17 protein-coding genes are annotated in these 17,782 nt (G+C 44.2%); 15 read left to right on the plus strand and 2 right to left on the minus strand.

Translation table 11 applies throughout. The features are described 5' to 3' along the window. The first annotated feature begins 10 nt into the window (after window positions 1-10). The 13 genes from C6Y01_RS10390 (at window position 11) to C6Y01_RS10450 (ending at window position 13,784) form a co-directional block, all read left to right on the plus strand. Window positions 11-1,114, plus strand: coding sequence for an EpsG family protein (locus tag C6Y01_RS10390; RefSeq protein WP_034660042.1), 1,104 nt, complete (start codon window positions 11-13; stop codon window positions 1,112-1,114). Between the two features lie 27 nt (window positions 1,115-1,141). Beyond that, window positions 1,142-2,164: a glycosyltransferase family 2 protein gene (locus C6Y01_RS10395; RefSeq protein ID WP_106038178.1), complete on the plus strand. Its 1,023-nt coding sequence runs from the start codon at window positions 1,142-1,144 to the stop codon at window positions 2,162-2,164. Window positions 2,165-2,169: 5 nt separating this feature from the next. Beyond that, a complete protein-coding gene (locus C6Y01_RS10400; RefSeq protein ID WP_106038179.1) occupies window positions 2,170-3,198 on the plus strand; it encodes a polysaccharide pyruvyl transferase family protein in 1,029 nt (342 codons plus the stop codon). A gap of 28 nt (window positions 3,199-3,226) precedes the next feature. Then, window positions 3,227-4,741: an MATE family efflux transporter gene (locus C6Y01_RS10405; RefSeq protein WP_106038180.1), complete on the plus strand. Its 1,515-nt coding sequence runs from the start codon at window positions 3,227-3,229 to the stop codon at window positions 4,739-4,741. A gap of 20 nt (window positions 4,742-4,761) precedes the next feature. Beyond that, window positions 4,762-5,355, plus strand: coding sequence for a sugar transferase (locus tag C6Y01_RS10410; RefSeq protein WP_317615138.1), 594 nt, complete (start codon window positions 4,762-4,764; stop codon window positions 5,353-5,355). Then, window positions 5,318-6,004, plus strand: a complete 687-nt coding sequence (locus tag C6Y01_RS10415; protein ID WP_106036505.1) for an acetyltransferase — start codon at window positions 5,318-5,320, stop codon at window positions 6,002-6,004. Before C6Y01_RS10410 ends, C6Y01_RS10415 begins: the two co-directional genes overlap by 38 nt. Then, on the plus strand, window positions 6,004-7,182 hold the full coding sequence (locus C6Y01_RS10420; protein ID WP_034660036.1) for a DegT/DnrJ/EryC1/StrS family aminotransferase: 1,179 nt from the start codon (window positions 6,004-6,006) through the stop codon (window positions 7,180-7,182). The genes C6Y01_RS10415 and C6Y01_RS10420 overlap by 1 nt, the downstream gene beginning before the upstream one ends. A gap of 149 nt (window positions 7,183-7,331) precedes the next feature. Next, entirely contained in the window at window positions 7,332-8,954 is a 1,623-nt protein-coding gene (gene nikA / locus C6Y01_RS10425; RefSeq protein ID WP_106038182.1) for a nickel ABC transporter substrate-binding protein, read from the plus strand. An 18-nt stretch (window positions 8,955-8,972) separates the two neighbouring features. Further along, window positions 8,973-9,917 (plus strand): nickel ABC transporter permease subunit NikB, encoded by a 945-nt coding sequence (nikB, locus tag C6Y01_RS10430; protein ID WP_095285770.1) that lies wholly within the window; start codon window positions 8,973-8,975, stop codon window positions 9,915-9,917. After that, on the plus strand, window positions 9,914-10,747 hold the full coding sequence (gene nikC / locus C6Y01_RS10435; protein ID WP_034660032.1) for a nickel ABC transporter permease subunit NikC: 834 nt from the start codon (window positions 9,914-9,916) through the stop codon (window positions 10,745-10,747). Before nikB ends, nikC begins: the two co-directional genes overlap by 4 nt. 4 nt (window positions 10,748-10,751) lie before the next feature. Beyond that, window positions 10,752-11,567, plus strand: a complete 816-nt coding sequence (locus C6Y01_RS10440) for an ABC transporter ATP-binding protein (RefSeq protein ID WP_170938419.1) — start codon at window positions 10,752-10,754, stop codon at window positions 11,565-11,567. Between the two features lie 13 nt (window positions 11,568-11,580). Then, window positions 11,581-12,396 carry a nickel import ATP-binding protein NikE gene (nikE, locus tag C6Y01_RS10445; RefSeq protein WP_034660031.1) on the plus strand — a complete coding sequence of 272 codons (816 nt, stop codon included), beginning with the start codon at window positions 11,581-11,583 and terminating at the stop codon, window positions 12,394-12,396. A gap of 62 nt (window positions 12,397-12,458) precedes the next feature. Next, window positions 12,459-13,784 carry an MATE family efflux transporter gene (locus C6Y01_RS10450; protein ID WP_034660030.1) on the plus strand — a complete coding sequence of 442 codons (1,326 nt, stop codon included), beginning with the start codon at window positions 12,459-12,461 and terminating at the stop codon, window positions 13,782-13,784. Window positions 13,785-13,808: 24 nt separating this feature from the next. Here the strand turns inward: C6Y01_RS10450 and yvfG are convergent, their stop codons facing one another. After that, a complete protein-coding gene (yvfG, locus tag C6Y01_RS10455) occupies window positions 13,809-14,024 on the minus strand; it encodes a protein YvfG (RefSeq protein WP_003213121.1) in 216 nt (71 codons plus the stop codon). Window positions 14,025-14,094: 70 nt separating this feature from the next. Between yvfG and rpoN the strand changes: the two genes are divergently transcribed. Together rpoN and C6Y01_RS10465 are read left to right on the plus strand one after the other, a co-directional pair. Next, on the plus strand, window positions 14,095-15,393 hold the full coding sequence (rpoN, locus tag C6Y01_RS10460) for an RNA polymerase factor sigma-54 (protein ID WP_034660029.1): 1,299 nt from the start codon (window positions 14,095-14,097) through the stop codon (window positions 15,391-15,393). Between the two features lie 172 nt (window positions 15,394-15,565). After that, complete coding sequence (locus C6Y01_RS10465) at window positions 15,566-16,303, plus strand: FadR/GntR family transcriptional regulator (protein ID WP_106038183.1); 738 nt, start codon at window positions 15,566-15,568, stop codon at window positions 16,301-16,303. A gap of 27 nt (window positions 16,304-16,330) precedes the next feature. On the opposite strand, the gene C6Y01_RS10470 is transcribed toward C6Y01_RS10465, so the two are convergent. Next, window positions 16,331-17,773, minus strand: a complete 1,443-nt coding sequence (locus tag C6Y01_RS10470; protein ID WP_106038184.1) for a sigma-54 interaction domain-containing protein — start codon at window positions 17,771-17,773, stop codon at window positions 16,331-16,333. Window positions 17,774-17,782 lie beyond the last annotated feature (9 nt).

The following is a 17,782-nucleotide window of genomic DNA, read 5'->3' on the forward strand; positions in this document are numbered from 1 at the left end:
GGAATGGCAGATGGCGGTTTATTTGGTGAACATGATTTTGGTCTATTTATGGTCGAGCTTTGCCGCATTTTACGGCAGGCGTGATGATACCATTCAAAGCGGATGGCGGCCTAACAAGATTCTGGTGTTATTTCCGTTTTTGTTTCTTTGTATTGTCGCTGGTATTCGGTACAAAGTAGGAACCGATTTTGTCACATATGGACAGATGTATGAGTTCTCCGTCAATTATGAAAAGCCTTGGCATATATTCGGATTTGGTGTGGACAAGGCGGCCACTGACCCAGGATTTACGTTTATTTTATGGATGCTCAATCAACTGTCCCGTGATCCGCAAATCATGTATATCTCGGTTGGGGCGATCACCTATTTTTTTATCATCAAGACGCTCATTCAATATGGCCGTCCCTTTGAGCTGAGTATGCTGCTTTTTCTCGGCACTTTTCATTATTACGCTTCGTTTAATGGCATGCGTCAGTATATGGTGGCTGCGGTTCTTTTTTATGCTATCCGTCTTGTGATCAATGGTCAGTGGAAATTGTATTTTCCGCTTGTCCTCGTATGTTCATTGTTTCATTCATCGGCTCTCATCATGATTCCTGTGTATTTTATCGTGAGAACAAAAGCATGGTCTTGGATGATGCTGGTCTTATGCATGATTTTCTTAGGGTTAACTGCTCTTTATGACCGCTTTGTTTCCGTGTTTGTCGTGATGCTGCAAGGCAGTTCATATGGGCATTACGAGGAATGGCTCACAACGAATACGAATGGAATGAATGTGACAAAAATTGGTGTGTTGGTTTTGCCGCTTTTACTTGCTTTCCTTTATCGAAAACGACTTCGTGAGCTGACGCCTGAGAGTGATTACATTGTGAATTTTTGTTTGCTCGGTTTCTTGTTTGGCATCCTTGCTACAAAGGATGTCATTTATGCAAGATTTCATATCTATTTTGGCTTGTATCAGCTTATTTTACTGCCATATTTCACACGTATTTTTGATCAGCGGTCTAATGTCTTTATCTATGTAGGGATTGCTGTTTGCTATATTCTGTACAGCATCATGCTGATGCCGTTCGATTCATCTGTTTTACCGTACAGGACGATATTTACAAAGTAGATTTGGAGAAAGGTGGGGCATGTTGTAATGCCAGCTATCAGTCTATTGGTCGCAGTCTACAATACGAGTCAATATGTGGAGCAATGCCTTCAATCAATTGCAGATCAAAGTTTTTCAGATATAGAAGTGATTCTCGTGAATGATGGATCGACGGATCACAGCGGAGAATGTCTTGAAGCGTTTGCTGCGCAAGATCAGCGCTTTCGGGTCATTCATCAAACCAATCAAGGGTTAGGCGCTGTGAGGAACCGGGGCATCGAAGAAGCAAAAGGGACGTATATCGCCTTTATTGATTCAGATGATATTCTCGCGCCTCATTACTGTGAAGCCTTGTATGAAAAAGCTGAAATGACCGGCGCAGATCTTGTTGTCAGTGAGTACTGGATTCAATTTGAACAGTCAAAGCGAACCATACCAACGACGCTGTTAGCCGAGCGATCAGCCGAAAAGACGAGTTTAATTGAAGCGTTATTGCACGGAGACATCACGGGGTTTTCATGGAATAAGCTGTATCGGCGTGCCTTTATCGAAGAACATCACATTCGATTTCCGCTGCGGGGGGAACTTGAGAACATAGAAGATCAATATGTGACGCTGCGCTGTTTTTCTTTATCACGCAGCATCGCCTTTGTTCATGAACCTCTTTATTACTACCGGGTTCATCTGTCTTCTATTGTGCAGCGATATCAGAAGCAGTATTTTCATCATGGACTGACCTTTTATCATGCACAGCGCTTGTTTTTGACAGAATATGATGACATCTCTCTGTATGAAAAGGCACTTGTTTTTTTTATTGTCAATCATACCCTTCATTGTATGCTCAACGAATGGAAGAGCCAAAATGCACTCTCTCTTCGGGAAAAGCTTGATCACATGCGGGAAATGGTGACACACGAGGCCTTTCTGCATGCCGTCAAACAAGTGGAACCATCGAAGCTCACCGCTCGAAAGCGAATGATTTTATTCCTTGCTAAGTGCCGGCTGGTTTATCCGCTTTCTGCCGCCGCTTCTAGCTATCAAAAATGGATCGAATATCAAACAAGGAAATAGGGGTGATGAGATTGACATTGCAGCAATTGAAGGCGCACGCCGCAGAGTGGCTGCTCTTAAAGGTTAAATATCCGCTTGAGTATCGACTGAGCCGCCAAAGCCTGCCAGAGCTGAGTCATCAGAAGAAAATCATTCTCACGCTGCTGCCAGGGCATGATAATTTAGGGGATCATGCGATTGCCTATGCGAGTTATTGTTTTTTAAAAGAGCACTTTCCCGCCTATGACATTATCGAAGTGGACATGAAAGAGATCTATCGCCTCGCCCGTCCGTTAAAGCGTATGCGGCACCCAGAAGACATCGTCTGTATCATCGGTGGGGGCAATATGGGGGACTTATACCGTTATGAAGAATGGACGAGACAATTTATCTTGAAGACCTTCAAGTCCTATCCGGTGATTCAACTGCCGGCCACTGCCCATTTTACAGAAACAAAGAGAGGAAAAAGAGAGGAACGCCGCGCCATTCAGACATACAAACATCATCCAAGGCTGCTTCTCATGGCAAGAGATCAAACAACCTATACTTGGATGAAGCAGCACTTCCCTGATCAAGATGTGTGGAAACAGCCTGATATGGTGCTGACATTAGACGAAACATCAAAGGAACAAAAACGTGAAGGGATTCTGCTTTGTCTGCGTGAGGATAAGGAAGCCTATCTCACCAAGGAGAGCCGGCAGCAGCTGCAGCAGCATATTCAAGAGACGTATGATCAAGTCGGTTTCATCACAACGACAATTGGCAAACGAGTTGATCGAACGACTCGCTTAGATGAATTATCTGCCTTATGGACAGAGTTAAGAAAGGCGCAGGTCGTCGTGACAGACCGGCTTCATGGCATGATCTTTTGTGCGATTACGCATACACCATGTGTTGTCCTCAGGTCGTTTGATCATAAGGTGATGGAAGGGTATGAATGGGTGGCTCATCTTCCGTTTTTGACGCTATTAAAAGAACCGAATGAGGCGGCTGTGAAAGAGGCGATTCATCAGCTGATGAAAACGAGCGGACAAAAGGGAGAGGAAGCTGGATGAAAGCTTTTAAACGCTGCGTGAAAACAAAATGAATCGAGCATTTCTTTACAATGCCAGTGCAAACTTCATGACGTTTGTCTTGATGATGCTTATGTCTGTTTGTTTAACACCGTACATCGTTCATACACTTGGAGTGGAAGCATTCGGCTTAATCCATCTGACGCAAAATATGATCAACTATTTATCGGTTATTACGGCTTCATTAAGTGCTGTTGTGGTGCGCTTTTTTTCTGTGGCGGCTCATAAAGGAGAAATGGAGAAGGCGCAGCGCTATCTCTCATCTTATTTCGTTAGTTCCATTTTTTTATCGATCAGTCTTTTTCTGTTTTGTCTGTTCATGTCCCGCCAGCTGGTAGAGTGGCTTCATGTGCCTGGTCATCTCGCAAAAGACACACAGACCGCTTTTATATTAGGGGGTCTTTTATTTATGCTCAATTTTGTCATGTCCGGCATTGGGGCTGCGCCGTTTTATGCGAATAAGTTATATGTATCAAGTGTTGGTCAGGCCATTCAGATGTTTTTGAGGGCATTTATGATTGTGATGCTGTTTACATGGACGGCACCAGCCATCTGGCATATTCCGCTTGCGGCCGTCATAGGAAGCTTGGCGGCTATGGGAATCGGTATCTATTATTTTAAAAAACTCATTCCTTGGTTTTCGTTTAAGTGGCGGCACGTCTCATTATCTTCTAGTCTCACACTTGTTCGATCAGGGGTCTGGCATTCTTTTGAGCAAATGGGAATTTTGTTGTTTTTACAAATTGACTTATTGATGACCAACCTGCTCATTGGAGCGGAAGCGACGGGACAGTATGCGGCGATTTTACAGTTCCCATTATTATTACGCACACTCGCAGGGACACTGGCGGTTGTATTTGCCCCAACGATCACGAAATTTTACTCGAATCAAGACAAAGAAGGTCTCATCCAATATGCAGCCAGTGCCATTAAATGGAGCGGTTTATTTGTCGCGTTCCCAGCCGCTCTACTAGGAGGGCTCGCCGGTCCGCTCATGCTTTTATGGCTTGGACCTGCCTTTGAAGAGCTGAAATGGCTTCTCATGATACATGCAGCTTATTTATGTTTGACCTTGATGTTTTTACCGCTGACATATGTGCCGACCGCTTTTAATCGATTGAAAGTTCCAGCGGTGGTCACGCTCATATTAGGAGTATCCAATGTGCTTTTTGCCTATGGATTGACTCATATGCTTCAGCTTGGCTTATATGGCATTGCATCAGCAGGAGCGATAGTTTTATTGATGAAAAATATCGTGTTTCTGCCATTTTATACGGCCCGCATCACGAATCAGAAACGCACCATCTTTTACAAACATACATTGGTTCCATTTGCAGGAGCGCTCATGATTTGGGGCGTCTGTGCAGGGATTCAAGCGATTTATGACGTGACCTCATGGTGGGAGCTGTTTTGTATTGGTGGTCTTTGTTTCATTCTTTATATGGGCTACTTGTATCAATTTGCAGGAACAAAACGAGAGCGGCAGCAGCTGGTGCATAAGGTAAAACAAGCTGTTTCCCGCTAGTGAGATAAGGAGATTTAATGATGAAAAGAATGTTAGATGTGATGGTGGCATTGACGCTGCTCATCGCAGGCAGTCTTCTTTTTCTTCTGATTTATGGACTGATTCGGTGGAAAATTGGGACGCCTGTGTTGTTTCGGCAGAAGCGGCCTGGTCTGTATGGCCGGCCATTTATGCTGTATAAATTTCGGACGATGACCGATGAACGCGACGAGCACGGGGGGCTCCTGCCAGATCATCTTCGATTAACAAAAACCGGCGCCTTGATTCGCAAGCTCAGTCTTGATGAATTGCCGCAATTAGTCAATGTCCTAAAAGGAGAGCTCAGTCTCGTTGGACCAAGGCCTCTTCTGATGGAGTATCTGCCGGTGTATACAGAGGAGCAAGCAAGGCGCCATCTTGTAAAGCCTGGCATTACTGGATGGGCACAGGTGAATGGAAGGAACACGATCTCCTGGGAGGAGAAATTCACCTATGACCTCTGGTATGTCGAGCATCAATCATTTTGGCTTGATATGAAAATTTTATGGATGACCTTGCTGAAAGTCATCAAAACAGAGGGGGTGCAGCAGCCGCATCATGCCACAGCTGAAAAATTCAAAGGAACCGATATGTAAAGAGCAGCCCATAGGTTTAATTGGGGCTGGCGGGCATAGCAAAGTCATTCAGGATATGATTGTTGCACATCCCGATTACTCATTATGTGCCGTATTAGATGATCAATTTGAAGAGGAGGTCACTCAAAGCGGCATCTTGTATGGACCGATCTCCATGAGTCAACAGCTGAGAGAGACAATGCCTCATATGAAATGGCTGATTGCTATTGGGCAAAATGAGATGAGACAGCTAGTAAAGGAACGCCTCTCATTTGAAAACAAGGCGTTTGCCACGCTCATCCATCCAGAGGCGGTCATAAGTCCATCAGCGGTCATTGGAGGGGGAACTGTCGTGATGGCAAGGGCAGTAGTTCAAGCAGATGCAGCAATCGGTGAACATGCGATTATCAACACAGGATCTATCGTAGAGCATGACTGTATACTCGAATCGTTTGTGCACCTATCACCAGGAGCAGTGTTAACTGGCTGTGTGTCTGTACGAATGGGTACCCATATTGGGGCAGGTGCTGTTGTGATACCCGGGATATCGATCGGAAGCTGGACAATCATTGGCGCAGGAGCCGCAGTAACAAAAGATATACACGATCAGAAAGTCGCTGTAGGCATTCCTGCAATAGAAATCAAAGATCGGAGAGAAGGTGGGAAATGATGCAAGAAAGGAAACGAATTTACTTATCGCCTCCGCATATGAGCGGAAAAGAGTATCTGAAAATAGAGGAAGCCTTCAAGAGCAACTGGATTGCGCCGCTTGGACCTCTGGTGAATGAATTTGAGCAGGCAGTCGCGGGCTATGCAGGAGTGAAGACAGGAGCGGCTTTATCTTCAGGAACAGCAGCGATTCACCTCGCCTTAAAGCTTATTGGTGTTCAAAAAGGGGACGTTGTCTTTTGTTCAACCCTCACATTTGTTGCAACTGCAAATCCGATTTTATATGAACAAGCGACGCCTGTTTTTATTGATTCTGAAAGAGATACATGGAATATGTGCCCGCTTGCTTTAGAGAAAGCCTTTGTGGAATCAAAACGACTTGGAAAAAGACCCCGTGCTGTTATTGTCGTGCATTTATATGGACAAAGCGCAAAAATGGACGAGATTCTGGCGTTGTGTGAAGCATATGATGTACCAGTCATTGAGGATGCGGCTGAATCGTTAGGTGCTCTATATAAAGGGAAAAAAAGCGGCTCAATGGGCAGGTTCGGTGTCTATTCGTTTAATGGAAATAAAATCATTACAACATCAGGTGGCGGTATGCTTGTGAGTGATGATGAAGCTGCGATCGAACGCTGCCGCTTTCTCGCTTCACAGGCTAGAGAACGCGCCATGCATTATGAGCATCAAGAGATAGGATACAACTATCGCATGAGCAACCTGCTAGCAGGCGTCGGGATTGCTCAGATGGAAATATTGGACGAGCGTGTTGAACAGAAGCGACGCATTTTCAAGCGTTATCAGGATGCTTTATCTAAGGTAGAGGGCCTGTATTTCATGCCAGAATATCAAGGCACCAAGTCCAACCGCTGGCTGACGACATTGACTATTGATCGTGATAAGAGAACGTCTCCAGTGGACATCATTGCTGCACTAGAAAAAGAACAGATCGAAGCAAGGCGTGTATGGAAGCCGCTGCACCAGCAGCCGCTCTTTCGTGATTGTCCTTTTTATTCAGCAGCGAAAGGCACTCCCGTATCTGAGTTGTTATTTGAAACAGGGCTTTGTCTCCCCTCTGGAACAAGTATGACAGAAGCTGAACAGGATCGTATCATTGACACACTTCGTAATGCCCTGCGAGAAAAAACATTCACCTCTTCACAGGCTGCTCATTCGTAAGCAGCCTGTCTCTCTTTCTATCAAATTCATCAATTAATGGAATAAATAGGTATATGTATTGTCAATTCGTTTTAAATATGATATTGACAAAGGGGTCCTTCCTCCTTAAAATGAAAATGATTATCAGCGTCAATTAGGAGGAACATCTTATGTCTATTTGGAGTCATTTTTTTCCGAAAATTAAAATAAATACAGTATTACCTTTCCTGCTGATCTTTTTATTAGTAGGCTGCTCTCAAGCAAACAATGGAGCAGGTGGAAACAAGGATCATCCTGACATGATCACGATGGCTTGGCCGAGAGATATTGGCGAAATGAATCCGCACGTATACAACCCATCACAATTGTTTGCACAATCAATGATTTATGAGCCATTGGTCAGCTATCAAAAGAATGGAAAGCTAAAACCTGAATTAGCGAAATCATGGGATGTTTCAAAGGATGGCAAGGTGTATACTTTTCATTTAAGAGACAATGTGACGTTCTCAGATGGATCTGAGTTTAATGCTAACATTGTGAAAAAGAACTTTGATTCCATCTTAAAAAACAAGGATATACATAGCTGGTTAGGTGTTATAAAAAAAATCAAAAAGACAGAAGCAGTAGACAAGAAAACGTTTAAACTCACATTAACAGAGCCATATTATCCAACTGTTCAAGAATTAGCAGTTGTCCGCCCGGTTCGTTTCTTAGGCGAAGCAGGCTTCCCTAAAAACGGAGATACGTCAAAAGGAATTGAAAAACCAGTGGGGACAGGCCCTTGGGTATTAAAAACATACCAAAAAGATGACTATGCCATTTTCGAACGAAATGACCATTATTGGGGAGAAAAACCAAAGGTTAAAGAAATCAAAGTCAAGGTGATCCCAGATGCGGAAACGAGAGTCATGGCATTTGAAAAAGGCAATGTAGATGTCCTTTACGGAGAAGGAACCATTAGCCTTGATGCCTACAAACAGCTAGAGGCGAGCGGCAAGTATGAAACAAAAATGTCAGAGCCTGTAGCAACGAGACAGCTTGTCATGAACACAAAAGTGGATCAGCTGTCAGATGAGAAAGTGCGTCATGCCCTTCAATATGCTATTAATAAGAAATCAATGGTAGAAGGTGTCACCTCTGGCTTAGAGGATGAAGCAGATCACATATTGCCGACCAACATGCCTTACACATCTGATATTAAGGTGAAGTCTTTCCAGTATGATGTAGACAAAGCGAAAGCATTGCTGGATGAAGCAGGCTGGACACTTCCAAAAGGAAAAACCGTTCGTGAAAAAGATGGAAAAGCGCTTGAATTTAGTATGATGTATGACTCAGCAGAATCGATTCAAAAAGCGATGGCTGAGACGCTTCAAGCAGAATGGGGAGCCATTGGCGTTGGCGTCAAACTTGAAGGTGTGGAGCTGGCAACACAAGTGCAGCGCTTTAAAGCCAACAAATTTGATATGAACTTCTTTAGCAACTACGGAGCGCCTTATGATCCGCATACATTTATGAACGTCGTCTCATCAGATGGTTTTGGATTCAAAGAAGCCATCTCAGCCTATCCAAATAAGGACAAGCTGATCAAAGAAATGAGCGAAATTCCATCAACAACCAATGAAAACAAACGAAAAGCACTTTATTCGTCTGTGTTATCTTCATTACAGGATCAAGGGGCGATTGTGCCAATCTCTTATTTTAAAAAGACAGCCGTTTATCAAAAAAATGTGAAGGACTTTGAGTTCCCAGCAAATCGCGATGAACATCCATTCACAGGCATTAAGCTGAAGTAATAGAAGGAAGGTAAGGAAATGGGCCGCTATATCGTCAAACGCATGCTATCAATCATCCCTGTATTTTTATTAGCCACACTTTTTACGACTGGTATGATTCACCTTTCACCAGTTGACCCGGCTGAGGCATATTTAGCAGCGGCTCATATCCAGCCTACGGATGAAATTTTAGCGCAAAAACGAAGTGAATTTGGTTTAGACCAACCGTTTTATATGCAGTATCTTCACACCATTGAAAAAGTCATTCACCTTGATTTTGGCCAGTCGTATATGTCGAACCAGCCTGTGCTCAATGAGGTGATCTATAGAATACCAGCGACGATTCAATTGGCGCTGACTAGTCTGCTGATAGCTATTTGTGTCAGCATTCCGCTCGGCTTTTTCAGCGGCATGAGGAAAAATGGCGTCGTTGATCATATGAGCCGGCTTATTTCTTTTTTAGGAGCATCTATCCCGACGTTTGTCTTGGGGTATTTGCTCATCTTCTTTTTTTCAGTGAAGCTCGATCTTTTACCAGTTGAAGGGGTCGGAACATGGGAGCATCTCATCCTGCCGTCGATCACACTGGCCGTCCCTTTAATTGCTACGTATACAAGGCTATTACGATCAAGTGTGAGTGAGGCGCTTCAAGAGCCTTTTGTTCAATATGCGAGAATCAGAGGATTAAAGGAACGGTCGATCATGTTCAAGCATGTATTGAGAATCGCTATATCGCCAATGCTGACAGGGCTTGGGGTGAATCTTGGCAAGCTGCTGACAGGAACCATTATCGTAGAGGCGGTTTTTTCATGGCCGGGGTTTGGGCGCTTCTTTATTGAAGCGATCTTTAACCGGGATCTGCCGGTCATTCAATTCTATGTCCTCATGGCAGCATGTATCTTTATCTTGAGCAGCTTGATTGTGGACTTGCTCCAGCTGATCATTGACCCCCGTATTTCCAGAAAGGAAGGCCGCCACCCATGATGACAAAAGGAAAATATCTCTTCTCTCATCAAAAGATGATCTCGATCTGTGTGGTGCTCCTTGGTCTATTGCTGATTGTGACAGTATGTGCACCGTGGATCGCTCCACATGATCCGGCGGCTGTCAATCTAGCGATGAAGCTAAAGGGGTCTTCGTGGGAGTATCCTCTTGGGACAGATCAATTAGGCCGATGCAATTTATCTCGAATTTTATATGGTGCACGTGTTTCACTAGGCTGTGCGTTATTAATCTTTCTCTCTTCTTTATTGATTGGGTTAATCGTTGGTTTGTTGTCAGGTTATAAAGGCGGCTGGATCGATCACGTCTTGATGAGAATCTGTGACGGGATCATGGCATTCCCGAACCTGGTGCTGATTCTTGGATTAGTCGGCATCTTCGGTCCTGGACTTTCTCAAGTAGTGCTTGCCTTGATGCTGGTACAATGGGTATACTATGCTCGCGTCTTTCGAGGAATGGTGCTGAGTTTAAAAGAACAGAACTTTATTGCTGCCGCAAAAATCAGCGGGACGTCCCACTGGAACATCATGAGAAAGCATATGATTCCAAATGTCCTGCCGCCACTCGCGGTCATAGGTACACTCGAAATGGGCTGGGCGATTATGGACATTTCTGCGATGTCCTTTCTCGGATTAGGCGTTCAGCCTCCTATGCCTGAATGGGGAGCGATGATCCATGAAGGGAAGTCGTACATTCAAACGAATCCTCAGTTGATGCTGTACCCAGGTCTTGTGATCATGGCTGTCGTGGTCCTCTTTAATTTACTAGGAGAGGCCCTCTCAGAGAAATATGGTATCAAACGCCGTGTGTAAAGGAATGATCGATGTGCAAGAGTCCATTTTACAAATAGAGAACCTGCATGTGCAGACGAAAACGCCTCATGGGACAACCTCTCTTATTCAGGACGTATCGTTTGAAGTAGGGCGTGGTCAAATCGTTGGATTAATAGGTGAGAGCGGCTGCGGGAAAACGGTGACAAGTATGTCGATCTTACATATGCTTGACCGGAAAACAACGGAAGTCACTGGCAGCATCACATTACAAGGACGAGAATTGATCGGTATGAGTGAAAAGGATATGCGCTCTATTCGGGGCAAAGACATCTCATATATTATGCAAAATCCAATGAACAGCTTTACACCAGTATGGTCGATCGGTCATCAGCTGATTGAAACCATCCGCCGGCATACCGCTGTCAGTAAAAGGCAGGCACAAGCGAAGGCAATGGATGCGTTAGCGCAGATGAATCTGCCGCAGCCAGATAAGCTGTTAAACAAGTATCCCTTTGAACTAAGTGGCGGTATGCTGCAGCGTGTCATGATTGCCATGGCTGCCTGCATGCACCCGCCTCTTCTCATAGCAGATGAACCAACAACTGCTTTAGATGTACACACGCAGAAGCTGGTGCTTGAGCACCTAAACCAAATTCGTCATGAGTATGGAACTGCCATTTTGCTCATTACTCACGATCTTGGCGTCATTGCAGAAATGGCAGATCAGGTTGTCGTCATGAGACAAGGAGAAATGGTTGAAAAGGCAGAAGTGCTTGAGCTTTTTGAAAACCCCAAGCATGATTATACAAAGAAACTATTAGCAGCTCGTCCATCCATCCCAGCTGTTTGCCCGATTTGAGGTGAGAAGGCCCTTGCATTTATTAGAAGTGAAAGCAGTTAGTCATTCATACAACAGCCGGTCGTTTCTGATGAGAAAAAAAGGCGCAGACCAAGTCTTAAGCGGCGTCAATTTAATCATTGAAGAAGGCACATGCCTCGGATTGCTGGGGCAAAGCGGCGCAGGGAAAAGTACACTAGGCCGCATCATACTTGGTCTAGAGAAACCAAGAGCCGGTCAGGTCCTTTTTGAAGGGCAGGATATATATTGTGCAGATCAGCGAACACGCAAACATTATCGCCGGCATGTGCAAGCGGTGTTTCAAGATTCATATTCGGCGGTGAATCCAAGGTGGACAGTCGAACAAATTTTATCCGAGCCGCTTGAAAACTATGAAGCTATGAGCCGACAAGAACGCAAAAACGTGTTGATTCACTGGCTGGAAAGAGTCGGGCTCAGTGAAAAGGACTTGTCTAAATATCCGCATCAATTCAGCGGCGGCCAGCTGCAAAGGATCAACATCGCAAGAGCCTTATTGCTGCAGCCAAAGCTCGTCGTACTGGATGAATCCGTCAGCAGCTTAGACATGGTTACACAGGCTGTCATTTTAGATTTATTAGTAGAATTAAAGAAGGAACTGGGTGTCGCTTACTTATTTATTACACATGATATGACGGCAGCCTATCATGTAAGTGATCAATTGGCGATATTGGATCAAGGTGAACTTGTTGCTCAATTTCAATCAAAGGATGATTTCTTTTCATCAGAAGAGACAGCGGTGCAGAAAATGAGAGATGCAATGCTCGCAGACCATCCTTTGTCCCGAACAATTGGCAGACCGGTTCGGTAAATCTTCATTTCATCAACGCCTCTTTTAGAAGAGGCTATTTTTCATGAAAGGCAGGTGGCATCGTGAACCATCGAGCGTATTTAGCTTTGGCCATTCCTTTAACCATCTCAACGATGACCACTCCATTACTTGGAGCTGTTGATACAGCAGTTGTCGGTCAGCTCGCCAATCCCGCTTATATTGGAGGCGTCGCGGTTGGCAGTCTCATTTTCAGTACACTATATTGGCTCTTTGGTTTTTTGCGGGTGAGTACATCTGCTTTTGCCGCCCAGGCAAACGGGGCGCAGAGTGAGGAGCAGGGCGTACTTGCTTTTCTAAGACCTTTTTTAATCGCCATCATTGTCGGCCTTTGTTTTATTGCCCTGCAATGGCCAATTATTCAATCTGCTTTTCTAGTGATTTCTCCCGCTGCGGATGTCCGGCAATTTGCAGCAGATTATTTTCATATTCGTATTTGGGGTGCCCCGTTTACCTTGATGAATTATGTGATATTAGGGTGGCTGATGGGAATGGCAAAAATGAAAGAAGCCCTCTCTTTACAAATCTTGATCAATGTCATGAATATGGTCCTTGCCCTTCTGCTTGTTCATGTGTTTTCGTTTGCAGTCAAAGGGGTGGCGGCTGCGACATTGATATCTGAATTAACCGCCTTTGTGCTAGGCGCATGGATCATCATGAAGCATTCAAAAAACGGGTTCCAGATGCCTTCTCTTAAGAAAATCATGGATACACAGGCAGTTCAGAAAATGTTTCATGTGAATAAAGATTTGTTTATTCGGACGATTTGTCTGCTAGTGGTGATTAACATGTTTACAGCAAAAGGTGCTTCTTTTGGAACAGAGATGCTGGCGGCCAATGCCATCTTATTTCAAATTCACTACATCATGGCTTATTTGTTCGATGGTTTTGCCAATGCATCCAGCATCCTTGTGGGCAGATCAGTTGGTGCAAATGACCGTACCCTTTATGAAAGAACTTTAACTCTTTCGAGACAGTGGGCACTTGTCATGGCATGCGCCATTGCGTCGGTTTATTTTCTCTTAAAAGAGCCGATCTTGAGCTTGTTTACAAATCTTCCCCGGCTTCTTGATGTGACATTAGGCTATGCAGACTGGCTCGTTCTCTATCCGTTTGCCGCTTGTTTCGGTTTGGTCATATACGGCGTATTTACAGGTGCGACAGAAATTGCCCCTGTCAGAAATTCGATGCTGTTTGCGATGATCTTGTTTATCGTTGTTCAAGCAGCGGTCACGCCTATTTGGCACAATCACGGACTATGGTTTGCCTTTATCATCTATACTGTCGGACGGTCTGGGTTTTTGATGATGTACAAATCAAGGCTGGATCAGAAGCTTTTCGCAAATGAAAAGCACCCTTTGCCATCATGACAAAGGGTGCTCTTTTTCGTTCATTCATTCGCTTTCTTTTTTCACTTTTTGATATGCTTCATCAAGATGCTGAATACGCTTCAAGACCACAGCGTTTTTGGTCAGCTGGTCTTGTACAAGCGTGGACACCACTGAGCGGTAATAGGCATTCATGGCATGAATCTTGTCTTCATTTTGATTCATGGCGATGTGCTGTTTCAAGTTGTCAACAAAGTATGGAACGGAAAAAAGTTCAGACATGGGAATCACTCCTATTTCGTATATACGGTCCGTCAATCTTCATGTAAAATGATGAGAGGGAGGGGAGACAATGAGCCTTAATCTGCAACAAGAACAAGTATTAAAGCAGGTGCTCACACAAGAACTCAGGCAGGCCATTACGCTGCTCCAGCTGAATAGCGCTGAGCTTGGCGAGTATCTTGACCAGTTAGCGCTTGAGAACCCTCTGATTGAGCGGAAAGACACGGACAGCTATCAACCAGTTTATCATAAAAAATCTCAAGATCGAATGACAGAGCCGTATCGAACGCATCAAAAAGAAAGCCTGCAAATGTATTTAAAGAAACAAGCTATTGATTTGAATCTAAGTGAAAAGAATCAAAGGATCTTTGACTTTATGATCGAGTCCATTGATTCCAATGGCTATTTAAATGAACCGGTTGACGAGATGGCAGCTGTCTTAGAGGTGCCAGCTGAAGAAGTAGAAGCCGTCCTTCATCAGCTTCAATCGCTAGAGCCTGCCGGTATTGGCGCAAGATCATTACAAGAATGCATTCTGCTTCAGCTGAGAAGAAAAAAGGAGCGCTGGTATGAAGCCGAGCTGATCATCGACGAGCACTTCTTTCTCTTTGCAAGAAAGGCTTGGAAGGAAATCGCGGCGAAAACAGGCGTTTCAATGAAAACACTTCAAGCGGTACAAGATGAGGTGTCGCAGCTGGAACCAAGACCGGGCATACATTTCTCATATGAAGAGGACCCTGTGTATATAGAGCCAGATGTGACGATTACTGTCGTGCAGGACCACATCACATTTGAGCTGAATCAGCGCGCTTTTCCAGACGTTGAAATGAATGAAGGATACTTCGCCATGATTCAAGACCAGAAGCGGCATGAAGCATATGTGTATCTAAAGGAAAAAGAGCAGCAATACAATTGGCTTGTCCAAGCGCTGAAGCAAAGAAAACAAACGATGACCCATGTCGTTCGTGAGATTATCTTCCATCAGACAGATTTTTTCCTTACAGGGAAACATAAAATGAAACCGCTTACGATGAAGCGGATCGCAGATATATTGCAAGTGCATGAGTCAACAGTCAGCCGAACGGTGAAAGGGAAAATGGTGCAAACCCCTTATGGTCTCATGGAAATGAAACAATTTTTCCAAGCAAAACTAGAAGGACCTTCGCTGGAAGAGGCGTCCAGCTACACAGTCAAGACGCACATCGCAGAGCTGATCCAAACGGAAAATAAGAAAAAACCGTATTCGGATCAGCAAATGATGACGCAGCTTCAGCAAACCTTTGGTATCCGTGTGTCGCGCAGAACCATTGCGAAATATCGTGAACAAATGAATCTTCCATCATCTACACTGCGGAAGCGCTATGATTGAAAAGAAGTACTTGCCAGAAACAAGGCAGGTGCTTCTTTTTTGTTGAAAGCAAGGCACACAGAAGATTTTTTGGAAATTAAATCGGGGAGACGTCTGAACGGAAATTTTGGGGTAAAGTATAAGATAGGGCATGAGCCGATAAGGATAGACAACAGTGATGAGGTGAGACCAATTGAAATATAAACAAATCAAAACCAAAAAAATATATGAAGAAATTGCGGATGCATTAATCGAATTCATTCGTACAGGTGAGCTTCTTCCGGGGGAAAAATTAGATTCGGTTCAAGCGCTCTCAGAAAGCTTTCAAGTCAGCCGTTCCGCTGTAAGAGAGGCGCTGTCTGCTCTCAAAGCGATCGGATTAATAGAGATGAAGCAAGGGGAAGGCACATATGTGAAGCAGTTCGATCCTGAACAGCTCGCATTTTCTTTATCTCCTGCATTTTTAATGAAGCAGCATGATGTCAGGCAGCTCCTTGAAGTGAGAACCATCATTGAAACAGGTGCTGTTAAAAAGGCGGCGCTGCTTCGGACGGACGATGACATTCATCAGCTGCGTGATGCACTCGAACAAATGAAGCTGGCAGAAGCACATGAAGAAATTGGTGAAGAGGCAGATCTCACCTTCCATCTCGCCTTAGCCAAAGCCTCGAAGAATGATGTATTAAAGGTGTTAATGAATCAAGTCTCAACCTTGTTAGTAGAAACGATGCGGGAAACGAGAAAAGTCGTATTATTCTCAACGAAAGCCTCCATTCGGCAGCTTCACGAAGAACATGAACAAATTTACAAAGCCGTCATGGCAAGGCAGCCAGAAGAAGCTGAGAAAGCGATGCTTACGCATTTGAAAAATGTAGAAAATCTGCTGGGTGATGTGCTGCAAGAACCAGCAGAACAGTCAGATACACAATAAGCTGTGCCGAATGATGGCACAGCTCTATTATTGACGAGAAATATGTAGCTTTTTCATTCGATATTGCAGACTTTGCCTGCTCATGCCCAATAACTTTGCAGTCTGTGAAATATTATCGTCCATTTTTTCTAAGTAATGGACGATGTATTGTTTTTCGAATCGCTCCATTTGGGTTTGGAAATCAGTCGTCTGTTCTGGGCTTGTATAGACAAAGGTGTCAGCAGCTGCGGTTTGCTGCAGAGAATTTGTTTGCAATTGCGCCTTAGGACGGCCTTCCCCGTGCTTAAATCTAAAATGATAGGGTAGGTGATGCATGCTTAAGTCGTCTTCATCCATCATCATATTCATCCCCGCCTCAATCACATGCTCCAGTTCTCTTACATTGCCTGGCCAATGATACGCTTGGAAAAGGGCAAGTACCTCTTCGTCAGCCGTCTTCACCTTCATTTGAAACAGCTCATTATATTTTTGAATAAAATGATTCACAAACGTAGGAATGTCCTCTTTTCGCTCAGAAAGCGGCGGGATAAATAAGGTGACAATACCGAGCCGATAAAATAAATCCTTGCGCATGCGTCCACCTGCGATCGCATCCACAGGGTCCTCATTCATATTGGCAATGACTCTTACATCAACAGCGATTTCTTTTGTGCTGCCTAGCCTTCTCACGCGTTTCTCCTGTAAGACGCGCAGCAGTTTTGCTTGAAGAGGAGGATTTAATGAGTTGATCTCATCTAAAAGCAATGTTCCTCCTTGCGCCTGTTCAAATAAACCAGGCTGATCAGTTGCCCCCGTAAAAGCCCCTTTTTGTGTACCAAAGAGCAGACTTTCAATCAGATTATCAGGCAGTGCCGCACAATTTTGGGTAATAAATGGTCCAGATGACCGGCTGCTGCCGTTATGAATGCTTTGAGCAAACAGTTCTTTCCCAGTCCCTGTTTCGCCAACAATGAGCACATAGGAAGAGGTGCGTGTCGCTCGTTTCGCATGTTCAATCACCTCTAAAAATGCAGGGCTTTGTCCAATAATGGAATCAAAGGTAAAGCGAGTGCTTCCTTTTTTCTTCATATTGTGATGAATCAGCCGTTCCAGCTTGGTCACATCATTTGAAATTTCAACTGCCCCTTGAATGAGGCCGTCTCGAATGAGCGGGTATGTATGGTTAATCGTTGTGATTTCTTTTCCGTTGTAATTATGATACGTCTGCTTGGCATGAACGGTTTGTTTCCCGGTACGAAGCGCTTGGACAAGTGTACTGTGCATCTCATCTTGAAAGGTGAAGAAGTCGAGTACATTTTTATGGAGAACATCAGAGCGTTTTAAAGACTCAATCTCCATCATTTTTTTATTATAAACAACCGTATGGCCATTCTCGTCAATTGCATGAACCCCGACATCAATTAAATCGAGCATTTGTTTATATAAATCAATCTCATTTTCAAGCTTTGCGGCATGCAGATCTTTTTTCACTTGTGCCCC

It is taken from the genome of Bacillus sp. NMCC46, assembly GCF_002998465.1.
Taxonomy (GTDB): domain Bacteria; phylum Bacillota; class Bacilli; order Bacillales; family Bacillaceae; genus Bacillus.